Here is a 16,552-nt window from a genome sequence, read left to right as displayed (position 1 = left end):
ATTGGCCATTAATCCTGCAGAATATTATCTAAATTCCAAATGGTGTTAGCCGCAACGATAAGACGCTCATGCCGAGCTTGAATGGCTGCCTTATCCCACCGTATAACCTTTTCCTTTGGGATGATGCCCTCCTTACTAGCTAAAAACTCGATGATTTCACGTTGTTGCATTAATAGATTGTCCTTGCCATATGAGTCCAGCTTTTCGGCGAAAGGATGATTGCCAATCCGGCTGTTGTGCGGGCCAGATACCAGCATCAGATTTCCCAGGCTATTGAGCCATCCTCCCGACTGAATTCCCTCCTGGGGAGTCACTTTGTCTACGTAGGCCCCGTACCCATTGACCTCGGGTTCACCGTTGGTAGGAGTCTGTGGAGCTATATGTTCGATACTTTCATTGCTAATCAAGTCCTGGTAGGACACCAAGGTAGGTTTGGGGTGATGCTTGTTGCTGATATGAAGCTCATACTTCCACAGCAAGTAGTTATCGACCCGGTTCTGGTAAAAGTCTGATTCCAAGCACTGCTGCATGGCTTCATCACTCCAGTACCACCACCACCCGCTGGCCTTTAGATCGCTCACTAACTGGGCAATTTTAGGACGTAGACTCTCAGCCGTGATTGGTTGCACCAGGAGCTGATTCAATCGGGATTGAATATCAGCCCGTCCCCCCGGAGTAGGGAACGAAAAGTGATATTTTCAAGAAATCGAAGTAAGCATTCGATATCCCTATCCGAGGGACGAGCCCGGTAAGCCTTAAGCAGAATTGGGTAGGCCAGAGCCATATTGTTTAGGTTGCGCAAATCCTCGGCGTACTGGTACGGATTCCTCTCAAAGCTGTAGACAAAGGCAAAAGCCTGAGCCAACCCGGAAACAAAGTCTTTAATCCACCCTACTTTGTTAGGCGAGTCTATTTTCTTAAGGTGCTCCTTAACTCCCGCCACCACTTTGGGGCTATCATAACCCTTACCACTGATTGCTCGCCAATAGTAAGTTAAGACGTTGTCCTCAGATGATTTAACCTGAACCATCTTAGTGTAAATCTTGGAAAACTCCCGCTCTACATATTGAATGTCGGAATTGATTTGTATGCTGTGAGCGTTGGACAGTAGCAGTTGAAGCATGAAATACGATTTCAAAAGCTCCAAATCTGACAATCGTTTGCCCCGGTCATTTTGGAAAGCGAAAATCTGGGCGGCTTCCACCTTATTGTTTACAATAAGGTGCGTGGTGGATGCCTCTGCCACTAAAGTGCCCCACTTTACTAACTCGTCACTGGAGCGCTCGGGAGCAGAGAATGCTTTATCAAATTGAAGCCTGGCTTTACGGATACGCTCCTTTGATTTGGTGTCAATCTCCTGGGTATGGCAGTCTGTTCGCTCAACGATCTCATCAACGAAGAAGTTGTTGTCATTGTCCACTGTCTGCAACCTCTGGCGACTGTTGTGAGGTGCTTTCATGTATGTATCACGTATCTGCATCAGATCCCACTTAACAGCTTCTCCCTTGGCTGCACGTCTTTCTAACTCTGCCACTAAGGAGCTGAAAAAGATGATGCATGTAGTGAGGCGCTGTTGCCCGTCGATAACGAACAAGGTGGACTCATCCTTTCTTTCAAATAGGTAATGGCCTAGATAGTAGCTACCAGTGGAATCGGTTAAGTCAGTTAAGAACTGAGTTATCTCGGTTTCTCCCCACGAATAAGCACGCTGATAAGAAGGGATTTCGAAGGCGTGCTCTACATTTTGAAATAGGGACGCAAATTTCTCGGATTTCGTAGTATTCATCTAATGGTGTGACTATGTCTTACTGACACTGGTGAGGTAGCACGAAGGCGTTATCTTGTTACTATGCAATTATAATAAAACTCTAGTCATTATATAATATTTCCTATAAGATATGACTAAAGTTGGAAACCGTTTGGTTAATGGATTACTTTTGTCAGCCCCTAATGAGGAACGATAAGTAAACCTTATCAGTCCTTACGACTTGGTGAGAGGAGCCACAAAGAACCTTTGGCAGCCAGCTAGCTAATCCTCTACTGAGGGCTTACGTCGTGGACCAGCATAGTCCCTAGTCGCTTTACGAGTTAGCAACCCGTGGTCCTACGCTGTGTATTGCTTATCTCGACGTTGTTTGATCATACTCTTGTGTTGCTACTCGTAGCGTAAAAGCAAACAGGACTTAACTGTGTCGTTATTTTTGTCTACTTTTATAACGCTGTCTACACAAAGTAGACAGCGTTATAAAAGTAGACAGTGCAATTCTTATCTGGTGATGGATCCATTGTTCGCGCAAGTTAAAGCTGCCCTAAGGGCTATGTTAGGCCAGCACTTGCCGGTCCGGATCACGGCACCCGCCAGGAAAGAAGCGGTTCTTACGCTGGGCCAGCGATCAGCATTCGCGATAGAAGCAAAACCGAATGTCTTAAAAAACCTCACGGGTCTGCTGGCCCGGCGGCCTACCCCCGCCAAACTGCCAAGAGTTTTGCTTACTCCCTACGTGAGCGAAGAAGTAGGCCGGCAGCTCCGGGACCAGAACGTATGCTATGCGGATGCGGCGGGCAACGCCTGGCTGCACCACCCGGGTGCCGAGCTCTACATTCTGGTAGAAGGCCGGCCCCGGCTTACCCAGCCGAAACCAGTGACCATTGTGGCCGCCGGCCGCGCCTTTCGCAAAAGCGGGCTGCGCGTGCTCTTCCAGCTGCTCAACGAGCCGGATCTGGTTCGGCAGCCGTACCGCACGATTGGGGAGCGCACTACCACCCCCGTGGCCACGATCGGCTTAATCATAATCGACTTAGTCCGGCAAGGCTACCTGGTGAATGAAGCACCCCGGCAGCTGCGGCGGCGGGAAGAGCTGATCCGCCGTTGGGTGGAAGGCTACGGGGACACGCTCCGTCCCCGGCTACCCACGGTCCGCTACCGCTGGGTGCACGCGCAGGTCGCCGCCGGGGGGTGGCAGCACTTGCCCCTAGGTGCTGCCACCCGGTGGGGGGGGAGCCAGCCGCTCATCTACTGCTGGCAGGGTATCTGCAACCGGAATTCTTTACGCTTTACAGTTTGGCTACCCGGCCGGCGCTCATGCGGCAGTTGGGGCTAGTGCCTGACCCCACAGGTAACGTTGAAGTACGGGTGCCCTTCACTCAGACTCTACCCGCGGCTCCTGCGGCCCCTAACTGCGTCCCCCCGCTACTGGTGTATGCCGACCTAATCCTAAGCGGGGATGCCCGCAACCACGAAGTAGCCGACCAGTTTTATGCTCGATATCTCCAGCATCCCGCCTGAGCGCCGTTATCCCGCCGGGCTCGACTTGGTCCTGCCCGCGCTCACCCGGGGTTTACAGCACCTGGGCTTGAATTTCTTTTTAGTGGGGGCCGTCGCCCGCGACCTGTGGCTGGATACAACCCTGGCAGCAACTCCCCGGCGGCGGACGCTTGACGTAGACTTGGCCGTCTTAGTCGCGCACGAAACGGAGTACCAGCACTTGCGCTCCTGGCTGGCAACGCACGAGCAATTCCACGCGCCCGCTAGCAGTGCGTTTTGCTTGATTCACGAGCCGACTGGCGTCCAAGTGGATTTGATGCCCTTCGGAGGGATTGCGGATGCGGAAGGCCGCGTGCACATAGCGGGTAGCGGCTTAACCAGCATTTCCGTAGTGGGCCTCGCCGAAGTGCTGACCCGCGCTACCCCCGTACGGGTCACCGACCAGATCACCTGGCAGGCGGTGACCCTGCCCGGCTTGGTCGGGTTGAAGCTGCTGGCTTGGGATGACCGTCCGGAGCAACGCGGCAAGGACGGCACCGACCTGCGGCTAATTCTGCAGCACTACCACGCGCTCATTACCGACGTTATTTTCACTCGCCACTACGAGCTGCTGGAAACTCTTGCCGTTAACACCGGTTACGACCTTATGTGCTTGGCCGGTATCCAAGTGCTTGGCCAGGAGCTCGGGGCCTTGGTTAGCCCCTCCCCGCCCCTGCACGAACGCCTGCTAAGGATTCTAACCACTCAGATTCAGCTTAACACCGCCAGCCAGCTAGCCCAGGCCATGGCCCAGTCTATCAGCCCCGCCGACCGCACCACGCCCAGTGTCAGCCAAGCTAGGCAGTGGCTTAGCTTCCTGCTAACTGGCTTGCAAAGTTCACTTACCGGGTACCCTACTACCTCTAAAAACTAATACATAAAACATCATGCTAACTAATAACACAGTATTATTAAGTAACACAGTACTACTAAATAACACAGTATTACTGAGTAACACAGTATTATTCAGTAGTACATTGCCTTGCCTAACCAGTGCAGCAGATTAAATTCAGCACTTGAAAGTGTCAGAAGGCAAATAATCTTTTCAGTCTTCTCGCTGCAGTACCCATCGGCCCTGCTGCTTACGCACCACCATCACGTTCCCGAGCGCGTACTGATTGTAATCCACATCGTAGAAAAAGAAGCCGGTATCCCAAGCCTCATTCAAACACACGCGCGAAAGCAGCAGCCCCAGCTGCTGGCCCCAACTACCCAGTGGGTCCGGGTATTGATGGCAGAACTCGTACCGCCAGTGAAGCCTATAGCCTCCTACGGGCGGATCAATAGAGGGCGCGAACTCCCGCTCAACGAGGTGGGTAGTAAACGGTTCCTGCAGGAGCTTCTGCAGCGTATGAGTGCGCGTAGGTAGACTCGGCTGATCCAACAAAAACTCATATTCGGCCCGGCACTCGGCCAAAGAGCGCAATCGAGGCGCCAGGTTCAGCACTCCGGACGGCGTAAACTCCTTGGGGTGGGCCTGGGCGTACGCCGCGTAGTATGCCCGCTCTTCCGTGGCGGACAGCTCTTGCGCTGGCGGCGGAATCACGGGCGTTCCGTCGTCCGCGTATTGGGCACGCAAACGGCCCACGTACTCCTGCCAGAGCAGCTCAGCCAGCACATCATGAAAGACTTGGTCTTCTTCCATGCAATAGTCCGGCGTATAGGCTTGCCAGCCCGTTTTACTGCGGCTGCTCAACACTACCTCCTCGGTCAAGCTGGCCACGAGCTCTGCTAACCGCTTGTGCACGTCCGCATTGTAGCCGTAGCCGGAGGCAAGCAATATCTTGTGTAGCTCCGTGCGTACCGCCTCGGCCCGCTGCATGTCGCCACCCACCTGCGTACGTTCCCAAGGCAAAGGCTCGGCATCCAGCAGCGTCTGCGCCCACAACGAGAGATCGTCCTTCTGCTGGTTGCGGTCGATCATCGCCACGAGCTTGCGCTGCGCCTGCAGGTAGTGATCCAGCAAGGACTTAAGCAGCAGACCTTGACTTCTCTGGTCTTCCTCGCTAGTCAGCCCGTGCTGCTGCGCCAGAGCGTAGCATAGCCGTAAGCCCTGCCGTAGCCCTTCCAGAGCGTGCCAGGTAGCGCTCCAGAGTTGATTGCGCACCCTTCCCTGCAAATACCACTCTCCGGCTGCCTCGCTGAAGGCCTCGGCCACCAGGCGCACCGAGCATACGTAGGCGACATACCCCCACACCATATTCTTTTCCAGGGGCTGGCTGGGCGAGAGGGAGTGCCAGCTGTAGCAGTACTGCTGGGCTTCCACCCGCGACAGCCACGCTTCCGCCAATCCGGGGTCCCGCAAAATCGGCAGCAGCTGCAGAGCCACGACGCTCTCCTGAGCAAAACGGATAGAAGCGTGCGGATGACCCTGGGTTTCCGCTTGCAGCGCCAGATAGTCCAGGCCATCCATAATGGCGGCCAGCCACGCTCCCCGCGGCGCGGGCGGGTCCGCGGCCCCTGGGGGCAGCTGGTCCAGCGTAGCTTTCAGTAAGTGCAAACTCCTCATCTGCTCGTATAGGCCCGTTAAGCGGTCGGGCGCCGCATAGGCTTCTCCCAACAAGCTCAGCAGCAAATTTAAAGGCCACGCCTGACCGGCCAGCCGGGCGCGCAGCTTGCGCTGACTTCGCTCACTTCCGAGCAGCCGCGGGATCAGGCCGCTCCAGGACGATTCGTGCAGCTCGCCGCGAACCAGAGCCCCGAACAACTGGGCCAGTTCGCGGGCGGGCTCGCAAGCCGCTACCTGCGTCAGCCACTGGGTTAAGTCTAGCTGCCCGGCAAACAGCACAACGCTGGCTAGCACCAGCTCCTCGTCGGTAGGCGCCGCAACGGGAACCGCCGGGTCGGCAAATCCCAGTCGCGCCGTCGCCATACCGGGCGACTCACCGTCTTCAAATACCAAGCGTGCGCCGTACGCCTGCAGCATGCGCCCTAGGTCGTAGCCCACCGGCCGGGGCTTGGTTACCCGGGGCACGGGCGGGGGTAGCAGCAAAGCCAGTACCTGCTCGGTGAAACCGGGGTAGCGCGGCTCCAGCACCTGGTACGCCTTGCGGCCGTAGCCCGCGAGCAGGGCCCGCAGCAGCTCGCCCTCGTACTCGCTGAACTGGTGGGCCGCCTTCTCCGGGGTTATATCTTCCGTTACCATCTGCCCGCTTTCTGGCTCGCGGAGCCCCCATTTGCCCAAGGGCATGGTCAAGCCCACTACGGAAATAAAGCCCGGGGCCAGGAGCTTACCTTCTGCGTTGAGACAAGCCAGCAGTTCCCCTGCTGGTACACAAAGTCGAAAACGGCGGCAAGATCTAATTCCCCCAGCCGCACGGGAATGGGCTCCGCAGGCATAACATCGGCTAGTATTGATTATCAGGAAGATAAAAACTTATGATGTAAACCAAGTAATTATATATAAAAAGTTGAATACTATGTCTTCGGCGTGACTCCAACTTGTAACCGTAGGATCAACTGCCTTGCTGTAAGCCCTGGCCACTGGCGGCGTACGTCGGGAGTATTTCTTAAAGTAAAAGAACTCGGTTAGTTGAATATAGCTTGAGTAAGCAGCAGGTTATCGAGTAGTATCCTCTTTTCCTGACCCGATTTCTTAAGTGATTTGCGAACTTGCTTGTATTTCAACTAAAGCCTGTGTCCCCGGCTTTTATGCTGCGTGCGCGCTAACGTCTGCTCCTGCGAAAGATCTTGTAGCCCAAGAGCTTGGCGCTGGGTCCGGTGCGTATCGCTCTCCTGCAGCTCGTACCCGGGCTGCTTGGCCGCCCAATCCAGCAGCAAGCTGATCTCCTTCACCTCCTTCCAGGGCAGCTGCAGACTGTAGCCTATCGCCACCTCGCTCATTGGATTTCCTTGAGTATCGACAAAATGCCGTACCGTGGTAGTAGCTCCTTGACGGCTGAGCGCCCGCTGTAGTAGCTCGGCGCGGCCGGCGGCAGGCATCACTTTACTTAGCTCCGTCACCCGCACCACCAGCTTTCGTTCCGCTTCCCGCCTGGCAGCGTACTCCATTAAGCTCATCGCCACTTTTTCGGGTTGATAGTACGCTTTTGCATCGAAGCCGATAGTGAAGGGGGGCGAGTGGCCGCTCTTGCGGCGCGGGCAAATTCCAGCAGCAGCGGCTGCAGCAGATCCGGCAACACCTTGTTCTGGTCCTGCAAGTATTCCAGCATCTGTGCCGCTTCCTTGGCTTGCGCGTTTTTGTAGCCGAGGAAGTTGCCCTTCGCCAGCTTTTCCAGTTCCGCCTGCCGGCCGTAGCTAAGCGCCCACTGGGCGGCGTGGTAGGCCCGCGCGGCAAGCTGCCGTTCCAGCTCGGCCCGCAGAGCTGCCAGCTGCGGATCGTTGGTGATCGCCTTTAGTACCTGCTCCACTCCCGCTTCGGTCGGCTGCGCTTTCAGGTAGCGGCTGTACGAATCCACCAGCTTGTTGTAGGCTTGGATCGGCGCGTTCAACTGGGCGAGTTTCACTGTATAAGCTTGGTAGGCCGCTTGCCACTTACGCTCTGCCGCTGGCAGTTCCGGTCCTTTTGGCGCCTGTCCCGGCGCGGCCACCGGCTGCTGCGCCGCTGGATGGGGCGTCGCGTTCAACTCAGCTTTTTCCGCTTGCCGGGCGGCTAGCTCCTGCGTTGCCTGCTGCGCGGCCCGATTCGCCAGCACTTGTTTGGTAATTCCCGTGATGCTGAAGGAGCGGTGGATCGCGGACCCCTTAAACGTCTGCCCGTCTTTGGCGAAGCTGATCCCGGCCGGCTGCTTTTCCTTGGACATGTAGATCTTGAAGTCCACCCCGTGTTTTCGGAGCCCCTCAGAGAACAGCTTGCTGTCCGTCGCCGTCGCCAGTACCGTTCGCAGTGCTTCCCTGATCTCGTGCCGGGTCTTGTCCACTCCGCGTAGCTGCGCGGGGTGCTGCTTCTCGGGTCGCAGCCCCTTCGGCGGCGTCAGCCCGTGCTCGCGAATCAACTCGATTAACACCTTCTTCGAGCGAAAGAAGTTCTGCCCGTCGGCTATGGTCTTGCCGTCGTTGCCCACCCGGTTAACGATGATGTGCAGATGCTGATTGTCGGGCTGATCGTGGTGGCGGACAATCACGTACTGCGTCTGGTCTAGTCCCATCTTCAACACGTAGTCTTCGGCCACCACCCGCATCTTCGCGCTGTCCAGCTGCGGCGCGTCGTCCGGGTTGAAGCTCAAGCTCGTGTGCCACACCGCCAACTTGAGGTTGGGGTTCAGCTGCCGCCCCCGGTTGAAGTCCCGCTGCATGTGCACCGCACTATCCGCGCGCACGCCCACCGCCGCTAGCACCTCGGCCTGCTTGTCGCTGGGCAAGTCCCGGCGCCCCGCGAACTGGTAGCGCACAAGGCCCGCAAAGCTGCGCCCGATCGTGGTCCGGCTGATCATACCCGCTCCCCAAAATAGTCCAACAGCTTACTCACCGCCGCAACTTGCCGCCCGACCTCCTCCCCTACCGCGCTAAACCCTTCCAACTGCGCTTTACGCGCCAGGTGCTGCAAGGTATTGGCCAGCCCTGCCAACTGCCGCAAGTACCCGTCCTGCTCCACCGAGAGCTGCAGCACCGGCCGCCTGCGCCGCCCTACCCCCGCTTCCACCAGGGGCCGCAGGTACTGCGAGAGCGGCTGCCGCACCTCGGCGGCCCCCTGCCGGAGCTCCTCGTACCGCCCCGCCGACACGTGCGTGGTCACGCTCTTTAGCTTCTCTTCCGGGGCCTTGCTCGGGCGGCCCCCGCGGCTTTACCCGTGCGCTTCACCTTCACTTGCTCAGCGGAATCAGGAGTCGGCGTTGCCATAAGCGTGGTAATTAACGGGCCTTTTTGCGACGAAAGGAGTGAAAAGCAAGACGTTTGGCGCTTGCCAAACCTATCTTGCTCTATATTTCCATAGAACAATATACGCAGAACGAGTGGAACCGCGCCTACCACCCGGCACTTTTCGTTGGGGTAACGCGTATCCGGTTGCTCGGTCTGGCCTAGCCCCGCTTTTTGGGTTGTAAGGCTTGCTTTCAAACCCGGCCCCTCCCCTACTTGCTTGGGTGCGGATTTCATCCTGCCCCGGCCGGCTCCCAACCTCTCCGACGACCTGTTTAGGGTATCCCGATAGCAGATTTGCTTGGCGGCGTTAAACCCGGGTTTAGGTGCAGGTGGGGCTTTCCTGCTCCCGCTGCTTGTTTACCGGGCAAGCTAGGTTTGCATGTACCGACGACTTTAAAGTTAAAGCCTACCCCAACTCCCACGCTGCCCCGCTGCCGATTAAGTGCGTCGAGTCCGCATTCCCTTAGCGGGTGCCCCAAGGGAAGCAAATGAAAATGCAAAAGGGCAAGGTATGCTGGTCGCGTACCTTGCCCGTTATTACTGCTAGCTTAGGACCCGTCTCCTGCGGATCTACTTCGGTATTCCCCGGCGTATCCGCTGCTTGCGCGTTTCCTCCTGCTGGCGGATGTGGGCGGGGCGGGCCTCTATTGTGGAGCCCTCAAAGAGCCGCTCCAGCGCATCGTGCAGGGCCTGCTTTTGGGTGTACTCGTACTGCCCGGACATGCGCTTGGTGTGCACGTAATCCTTGAGCTTATCCAGGTACTGCTGCCCAATAATAAAGGTTTGCCGAACGTCAACCTCTTCTGGTGTTACCTCGGTAACACCAATAACAGGAGTAACTAACTTTCTTTTGGTGTTACTGGTGTTGGTGGTGTTACTGGTATTACTCTCTACAGTTTTATCTATGATGTTACTGGTGTTACCTGGGTGCGGTTCCGGCGTTGATTCCTTGGGTGTCGGTTCCGGCAAAAGGTCTTGCTCCAGAAAGTCCAGGATGTCTTTTTCCGAAGTGCGCTTTGGGACTTCTGGCTTGGGAGCAAGAGTTTTAAAAGACTTAGCCATGCGGTTCGAGAATTAACGGGTTAGAATTTCCTGCACCAGACTCTGGTAGTCCGCGGCGCCGGCACTAGCGGGGGCGTAGCTGAAGATATCCTGCCCTAAGTGCGGGGCTTCCCCGAGGGCGATGGTTTCGCGGATGGTGCTCGTGAGCACCAGTTCGGGATACTTGTCCCGCACCACTTCGGCGGTTTCCCGGCGCAAAACCTTGCGTGAATCAAAGCGGGTAAAAAAGATGCCGCCCACGGCCAGGGTCGGGTTCAGGCGCCGCTTCACCCGGGCTACCATCTCCAGTACCTTCTCGAGCCCTTCCGTAGCGTAGAGTTGCGCTTCCAAAGGAATGTAGAGGGCATCAGCGCACGCGTAGGCGTTGAGCGTAATCAGCCCGAGGGCGGGGGGGCAGTCCAGCAGGATGTAGTCGCAACGTTCCCGCAAGGGCTCCAGCAAATCCTTCAGCAGGAACTCGCGATCCAGCTCGTCGCCCTTCACTTTTTCAAAGCTCGACAAAGCCGGGGAGCCGGCGATCAAGGCCAGCCTTTCCTGAATAGGGTAGGCCTTTACCTTGTACTCGTGCAACAAGGCTCCGTAGACGTTAAACTCAGCGTCCATCAGCCCTAAGCCCCGGGTAAGATTGATCTGCGGGTCTAAATCGACCAGCAGCACCCGCTGGCCGGCGCGGGCCAGGCCGGCGCCAATGTTTGCCGTGGAGGTAGTTTTTCCTACTCCGCCTTTCTGATTGGTGAATGCGATGATCTTGCTCATGCACAATAATAAAACAAATGATTGATGTTACCAAGGTAATACCTCCAACACCGTGTTATATGTATTACACCTGTTACACTTGTTACACTTGTTATTAGTGTTATGATTGTTATATGTGTTATTAGTGTTACTAATATTATTCATGTTACTTAATAGGTAAAAGATTTTGTTCAGCCGGCTGCAAGGAAGGGGCTGTAGGGTTAGCTGGGTCGACAGGATCGAGTAGGTCGGTAGCGTGCGAGCTCAGCGTCAGGCCCGAGCGTTGGTAGACCAAGGTCCCGGCTCGCGTAGTGGCATTACTGGCTGTCAGCGGAGCATGCTCTCGTTTTATTCCAACGTGCCGGGATCAGTCAGTTTAGCCGTCAGCGGCGCGAGGGGTTAGACTGGTAGGAAGGTGGTTTAAATTAGCTCCGGCCGGTTTAACCAGACTTCGCTCACTCAGCCCGGATTCGATCAATAGTAAAATTCAACACCAAGACCCGCACGCACGTATTATGTACGTATGTCTGTCAGACAAATGATACGATCCAACAAGGCGTTTTCTTACGCCGGGCCGGACGTCCTACCCAATAAGAGTTGCCGCCCTCTTTCCTGCCTCGCTTACCTCGGGGGTTACGCGGTAAGGTCGCAGCAATAAATTTCATCATCTTCAGGATGAACTCAGGGCTCGGCCCCCGCTCGTATTCCCGAGGGCTTTTAAGGCAAGAACAACACAGTAATCATCCTGCCCAATCGTGGCAATCTGCCCGGAAGGCCAGGGTTTAGAAAGCCGCCGCGTGGTAGTCGGTTTCCGCTAGCACACGCTTCTCTTCGCTCAGCAGATAGTAACGATCCGTCACGAGGTTGGTGGGAAAGCAGCCCTTACCTTCCGGCTATTCTACGCGCAACCCCTCGAGCAGCGCGGCCAAAACGGCTCCCGTCACCAAGTGCTTCCTCTCTATCAGCAAACAAAATCAGGCGTTTACACTCTCTCCAGCGAGAAAAGAAGCTAGTGTAAGGGGCAGCCTTACTTCAAACAAAAGCTTTAGAGGACGAGGTAACCACAAAATGCTTTACTTTGCACTACAAAGTTCTTTCAATATCAATACTTGGTACTTATGTTCTCGCTTCTCCTAACGGTACTCCCTTTCAGCTTCCTCTTCCTGTACGGGCGCTGGCTCTACCACAACCGCCAGGATATAAACTCCTCCCTCGTTCCAATCTGGCTTTCCGCTCTCGGTCTCCTGCTGGCGGCCCTTTATCAAAGCCAGGTGTTCAGCCAAGCCCTACTCGAGCAGTACAGCCTGGAAGTAAGCTGGTTGAGTGGCCTCCCGCCTTATGCATCCAAACTGGCAGATGAGGGCATGCCGCTGCTGGTGCTGGGATCCATTGGCGGGTTTGTTTTCCTGATCTTTTTTGGGCCCCGGGACAGGGTCCAGACGCAGGCCAAACACTTTCTGCTGCTGCTCCTGTTTCTATATCCCTTCCTGGCTCTGCTTGCTTTAAGCGAAGTCGGCGCCACGCGACCCACTATTGGCTATACTCAGCCGCTCCCGGGAGCGGGAACCCGAATGCCAACGCGCAGAGATCCTCCGCCGGCAAGGGCAGGCAGTGAACGCGCTGTCCCGCTTCCTCGGCAAGGACCAATTTAGCTTGGAGCCTCCCGGACTTGTTTTCTACCGTCTTAACCTGTCGCTCGCCCCCAGCGCGCGCCCACTGAACTCCTGCGGCACGTCTGGGCGGCCCTCGAACGCTAATAGCAGCCCGATCAGGTTTATAAAGAGGGAGGTATTCGGTAGCCTGGAAACCGCCGGCCAGCAGCACCTCCACCTGTCTGTTAACCCCAACCAGGGCGAGGCCTGCCTCTTGGCAGGGCGCGGCCACTGAACTTGTTTGCTCGCCGCCCGGCCGCACCCCTACGCTTAGCAGTAAAAAGAGCGATTAGTGCAGTGGGGGAGGGGCTACTGGCGGTAAAAATGGTCTTTGACGATGGCGTAGCGGCCACCGCTCGTCGCCGGCAAGCGTACTTCGAGCGTGAGCGAATCAGCTGTCAGCTGACTGATGGTGCGCGCTCCTACCAGCGCTTGGTCATCCGGGGAAAGGTGATCGAGAGCTGATCGCCTTGACGCGTGTAGGGCAAGGAAGCCCGGAAGTAGTTGGAGGAGTTAATAAAATTTTCGATTGTAGTCCTTAAGAACTGCATCGATTCGACGGGCAACCAGGAGCCCTTTACGATCGATTGGCCGGTAAGCCTGCCCGTTGCGTCGTAATAGTCGAGCACGGCGTAAGACAGGTTCCACTGGGTCCCGACAAGCGCGGCGTAAGGGTCGGGCTTGGGTTCGTCTTTCTTACAGCTGCCCAGCAGCAACGCCGAATTCAGTAGCAACAGCAGCAGCAGGCGGGGCATAATTGGGGCATAAGTTAGAGATTATGTGAAACCAGAACTCGGGGGTGACAAAGCAGGGCAACCAATGCCGCGGCCCCTTTACGGAGCAGTTAAAACCAGTCGTCCCATATGCTTTGCGGCGCCTTGCGCTTGTTCAGCAGGCTGGTCAGTTTTAAACCATCCTCGGCTTGGATCCCCGCTAAATCGTAAAAGGCGCCGCCGACAATCCCGGGCACGCAGCGCCCGGCCAGGCGCCCCCTCCCATCAGCCAACCAGCTGAAATGGGTGAGTTGCAAAGCCGCAAAAAGCGCGGCTTCGCGGCGGTTGAGCACAACTTCGTGCGGCCCGTAGTAGCGGTCGGCGGGTCGGTCGTAGCGGAAATACAGAAAGAAGCGATAGTGCTGGTCGACCGCTACCTGCAGGCAGGTATAGGGCGAGTCGGTAAAGCGCTGATGAAAGGAGAGGGGGTCGAGAAAACGGCCCGGGAAGTGATGCGCATATCATCCGAGTTGAAGAGCAGTTCGGCCGGGCTTACTCCCCCGCTTTGTTTGGAACTCCATTCGTACCTACTAATTATAGTAAGGAAGTAAGTAAGGTGGTAGTATAAGTGGCTACGTTCAGCCTTCAGCCCCGGAATGAACCGGGGCTAGCAGGCCGAAGGCCTTCCCGGAAAGGAAGACTTCTGCCTGCCGCAACAAGCAGCGCGGGCAGAAGTCTGTCGTAGTTGCCTCCCTTTCTGCGACCAATGATCTAAGAGGAGAGAGGCCCTTGCAGTCTTGGATGCTCGGGCTAGGGTGCCCCCTCCAGCTGCCGCTGCATGTCCTGGCCGAACGTCCACAACTCGGCTATCGGCACCACGCCCCGCTGGTCCTTGGCGATATTCTTGCCTTCTTGGGTGAACAGAAACGGGTAGCAGGCGAGCCCCTGCGTGCCCGTCAGCTGGCGGATTTCCTGCTCCCAGCCTTTCCAGCGCCGCTTCCGGTAGTAGGCTTGCAGATCGCCCGAAAAGCAAAAGCGCAGAAAGTCGGAGTAGGTTTTATGAGTCGGCTCCCAGCGCAACGACTCGGGGGCACAGTAAAACACTTGCCCGAGCGATTCAACCCCGAAGGCGCCCCCATTCACGGCGTAGAAGCCGCCCAGCACATCGTCGGCAACCAGCAGCAGCCCGGCGGGCTTGCCCTGATTCCAGCCCATCAGCGTGCGGTTGAGCGCGGGACTGCCCGAACCCAGAATCCGCAGCCACCCGCCGTCCACCAGCAGCCCCCGGTTTCGTAGATGATGGCGCCCATCGGTGAACGCGTGCTGACCTGCGCCGCCAGTAAAGTGCTGTCGGCCCGCGCCGGGGTTTTGGGCAACACCTGCACCTTGTTTTTGGCTTCCCGGAGCCAGTGCGATACCACGTCCCAGCCGGGCTCTTGGCGATCAATCAGCTCTGTTAAGGAACGCGGCGCAGGGGCTTGGGCGAGTAGGCGGGGGCCGCTACCAAGCAGCACAGCTAAACTTAGCCACCAGCCCGGGATAAAAGAAGGAATACGCACCACAAATATGCAGATAGAAGTAAGAAATCAACGGGCTCAAACAAGGAAGCGGGTTAGTTAAAGAGACCCTAGGCTAAAGCAGGTAATGCCGCAGATCAGCTTTAAATGAGGGGTAAGGCACCCGGGAGTCCTCCACCGGTCTGCGTCAGGAATTCCCCGTGATGCCAGGGCTTTCCGCGGGTAACTAAAGTACGGGGGACGGTTTGCGGAAGCTTACCCGGACCCTGCCTTTGTGCATGCGACGCTTGCACAAACACCCTGGTATCACCACCTCGCTCTCCTGGCAAAGGTACCGGAAGAAACGCATAGGCTGCGGGCCGCAGGGCAACGCGCTAACCCTTGACGGGGCCGCGCAACTAAAACGTGATGTCGAACTCGCCGTTGGTGACGGCCGCCGTCGGCGCGGGGGTCCCGACGAGCGCCCCCGTAGCCCAGGTGGTGTTGAACGCGAAGGTGCCGGCGGCCAGGCCCCGCTCGGCGTCGTAGCGCGTGAGCTGGACCGTACCGGTAGGGGCGGCCGCGTACGGCGAGCGGTAATGCCAAAAAATGACCGGGTCGTTGGTGGGGTACACGATCGATTCACCAAACGCCGTTACCCGCCCCGGTCCCCCCAGTGGGTAGGTGCCCACCCCGGCAAACAGCGGCCCCTGCTCCGTTTGCTCGGGCAGCACCAGAAAGATCTCCTTCACGTCGGCAGTCGAGCTGAATTCCTCGCTCCGGCCCCATAAGTTGAAGTACTTGCCCTCGCCGTACACCTTGATGAAGGCCCGGGCCGTGTACGACTTGCCGTTAAGCGTCCAGCGCAGGGTGCCCCGCCCGATGCGGTCGTGGGTGATAAGCGGCACGGCGGGCGTAACCGTCGTGCCGGCGGCGGCGGTGACCGCCACCTGCTGCGGAAACAACTGCGTCGCGCCGCTCGGGGCCGCGGTGGTAAACTTCAACTGGTAAGTGCCCGGCGGAACGGCCAAGGAGAAGGTGCCGGTGGCGAAGTCCACCGTGGCGGGGTATTCGGTACCGCCCCCGGCGGCCACCACCCCCACCAAGCGGCCCACCGTGGCCACCGGGGCCATCTGCCCCGTGATGCTAGCCATGGGCACGGGCACATCACGCGAACAGCCCGCCAACCCGCATACAAGCAGCAAGGGCGTCGACCGCTTAGCCCACCGGAGTAACGTTACCAACATTGATAAGTAGGATATTTCACTGAAAAGACCAAGGCAAAAACACTTGGCATAGCCGGACAGCAGTTTAATTTTCACGAATGTAGTTCTGGCCCGTGATAGCACCAAAATACTAGAATCTATTCGAAAAAATAATATTTAAAACCCGCCCTTATTTCCGCAGGATTGGCAGCGCAAGGAGCACACCAGGTAACTTTTCAAGAAATCGGAGGAGAGCCGCAGGCAGAGTCTCCCAGCTTTTGTCTATTCTCTCTGCTTTTGCTATTTAGGCAAACCTAAACTTTCTTCGTAAGACCAGGCTACGATAGCACGTTTGCATTTTCCTCGAAGAAGACAGGAAGTTGGGGATTTCAACTTGCGAACAGAGTTGCTGCTTGGTTTGCCAGAACACCCGCTGTGGATTTCATTTCCTTTCTTTAGGCTCTTATCTGCAAGACGAGCGGGCCCTGGACAAGTTGAAAAAGCGGCGGGCCGGTAGGCCTCACGTCATATTCCAGATTGTCGGAATAAGTCATTCGTTTCGTGT

Annotated in this window: 16 protein-coding genes and 1 pseudogene; 4 read left to right on the top strand and 13 right to left on the bottom strand. The window is 56.9% G+C overall.

Annotated features, from left to right (window positions below; all coding sequences use genetic code 11):
• Positions 1–8: 8 nt before the first annotated feature.
• Both MUN86_RS26025 and MUN86_RS26020 read right to left on the bottom strand, forming a co-directional pair.
• Complete coding sequence (locus tag MUN86_RS26025) at positions 9–644, bottom strand: HNH endonuclease family protein (protein ID WP_245126926.1); 636 nt, start codon at positions 642–644, stop codon at positions 9–11.
• Positions 641–1,786 carry a DUF262 domain-containing protein gene (locus MUN86_RS26020; RefSeq protein ID WP_245126925.1) on the bottom strand — a complete coding sequence of 382 codons (1,146 nt, stop codon included), beginning with the start codon at positions 1,784–1,786 and terminating at the stop codon, positions 641–643. The genes MUN86_RS26025 and MUN86_RS26020 overlap by 4 nt, the downstream gene beginning before the upstream one ends.
• Before the next feature lie 700 nt (positions 1,787–2,486).
• Between MUN86_RS26020 and MUN86_RS26015 the strand changes: the two genes are divergently transcribed.
• The 3 genes from MUN86_RS26015 to MUN86_RS26005 are packed head-to-tail and all read left to right on the top strand — an operon-like array spanning position 2,487 to position 4,178.
• Entirely contained in the window at positions 2,487–3,101 is a 615-nt protein-coding gene (locus MUN86_RS26015; RefSeq protein ID WP_245126924.1) for a hypothetical protein, read from the top strand.
• Positions 2,990–3,286, top strand: a complete 297-nt coding sequence (locus MUN86_RS26010) for a type IV toxin-antitoxin system AbiEi family antitoxin (RefSeq protein ID WP_245126923.1) — start codon at positions 2,990–2,992, stop codon at positions 3,284–3,286. The genes MUN86_RS26015 and MUN86_RS26010 overlap by 112 nt, the downstream gene beginning before the upstream one ends.
• Positions 3,258–4,178 carry a nucleotidyl transferase AbiEii/AbiGii toxin family protein gene (locus tag MUN86_RS26005; protein ID WP_245126922.1) on the top strand — a complete coding sequence of 307 codons (921 nt, stop codon included), beginning with the start codon at positions 3,258–3,260 and terminating at the stop codon, positions 4,176–4,178. The genes MUN86_RS26010 and MUN86_RS26005 overlap by 29 nt, the downstream gene beginning before the upstream one ends.
• Positions 4,179–4,349: 171 nt before the next feature.
• Here the strand turns inward: MUN86_RS26005 and MUN86_RS26000 are convergent, their stop codons facing one another.
• From MUN86_RS26000 to MUN86_RS25970, 7 genes are all read right to left on the bottom strand, one after another.
• The gene (locus MUN86_RS26000) at positions 4,350–6,494 is read right to left on the bottom strand and encodes a hypothetical protein (protein ID WP_245126921.1); all 2,145 of its coding nucleotides are present in this window, start codon (positions 6,492–6,494) and stop codon (positions 4,350–4,352) included.
• Positions 6,495–6,931: 437 nt separating this feature from the next.
• Positions 6,932–7,315: a hypothetical protein gene (locus tag MUN86_RS25995; RefSeq protein WP_245126920.1), complete on the bottom strand. Its 384-nt coding sequence runs from the start codon at positions 7,313–7,315 to the stop codon at positions 6,932–6,934.
• 5 nt (positions 7,316–7,320) lie between these two features.
• Positions 7,321–8,697 carry a relaxase/mobilization nuclease domain-containing protein gene (locus MUN86_RS25990; RefSeq protein ID WP_245126919.1) on the bottom strand — a complete coding sequence of 459 codons (1,377 nt, stop codon included), beginning with the start codon at positions 8,695–8,697 and terminating at the stop codon, positions 7,321–7,323.
• Positions 8,694–8,999, bottom strand: coding sequence for a hypothetical protein (locus MUN86_RS25985; protein ID WP_245126918.1), 306 nt, complete (start codon positions 8,997–8,999; stop codon positions 8,694–8,696). Before MUN86_RS25985 ends, MUN86_RS25990 begins: the two co-directional genes overlap by 4 nt.
• Before the next feature lie 5 nt (positions 9,000–9,004).
• Positions 9,005–9,358 (bottom strand): hypothetical protein, encoded by a 354-nt coding sequence (locus MUN86_RS25980; protein WP_245126917.1) that lies wholly within the window; start codon positions 9,356–9,358, stop codon positions 9,005–9,007.
• 336 nt (positions 9,359–9,694) lie between these two features.
• On the bottom strand, positions 9,695–10,186 hold the full coding sequence (locus MUN86_RS25975; RefSeq protein WP_245126916.1) for a hypothetical protein: 492 nt from the start codon (positions 10,184–10,186) through the stop codon (positions 9,695–9,697).
• A gap of 12 nt (positions 10,187–10,198) precedes the next feature.
• A complete protein-coding gene (locus tag MUN86_RS25970; protein WP_245126915.1) occupies positions 10,199–10,942 on the bottom strand; it encodes a ParA family protein in 744 nt (247 codons plus the stop codon).
• Between the two features lie 1,097 nt (positions 10,943–12,039).
• On the opposite strand from MUN86_RS25970, the gene MUN86_RS25965 reads away from it, so the two are divergent.
• Positions 12,040–12,573: a hypothetical protein gene (locus MUN86_RS25965; RefSeq protein ID WP_245126914.1), complete on the top strand. Its 534-nt coding sequence runs from the start codon at positions 12,040–12,042 to the stop codon at positions 12,571–12,573.
• Between the two features lie 422 nt (positions 12,574–12,995).
• Here the strand turns inward: MUN86_RS25965 and MUN86_RS25960 are convergent, their stop codons facing one another.
• The 4 genes and pseudogenes from MUN86_RS25960 to MUN86_RS25945 all read right to left on the bottom strand — a co-directional run bounded on the left by MUN86_RS25960 (position 12,996) and on the right by MUN86_RS25945 (position 16,029).
• Positions 12,996–13,328: a hypothetical protein gene (locus tag MUN86_RS25960; protein ID WP_245126913.1), complete on the bottom strand. Its 333-nt coding sequence runs from the start codon at positions 13,326–13,328 to the stop codon at positions 12,996–12,998.
• An 89-nt stretch (positions 13,329–13,417) separates the two neighbouring features.
• On the bottom strand, positions 13,418–13,639 hold the full coding sequence (locus tag MUN86_RS25955) for a hypothetical protein (RefSeq protein ID WP_245126912.1): 222 nt from the start codon (positions 13,637–13,639) through the stop codon (positions 13,418–13,420).
• A 457-nt stretch (positions 13,640–14,096) separates the two neighbouring features.
• Positions 14,097–14,707: pseudogene (locus MUN86_RS25950) on the bottom strand (DUF2625 family protein).
• 494 nt (positions 14,708–15,201) lie between these two features.
• A complete protein-coding gene (locus MUN86_RS25945) occupies positions 15,202–16,029 on the bottom strand; it encodes a hypothetical protein (protein ID WP_245126911.1) in 828 nt (275 codons plus the stop codon).
• Positions 16,030–16,552 lie beyond the last annotated feature (523 nt).

The organism is Hymenobacter volaticus, from assembly GCF_022921055.1.
In the GTDB taxonomy this organism is placed as follows: Bacteria; Bacteroidota; Bacteroidia; order Cytophagales; family Hymenobacteraceae; genus Hymenobacter; species Hymenobacter volaticus.
This window is presented reverse-complemented; position numbering and strand designations above follow the sequence as displayed.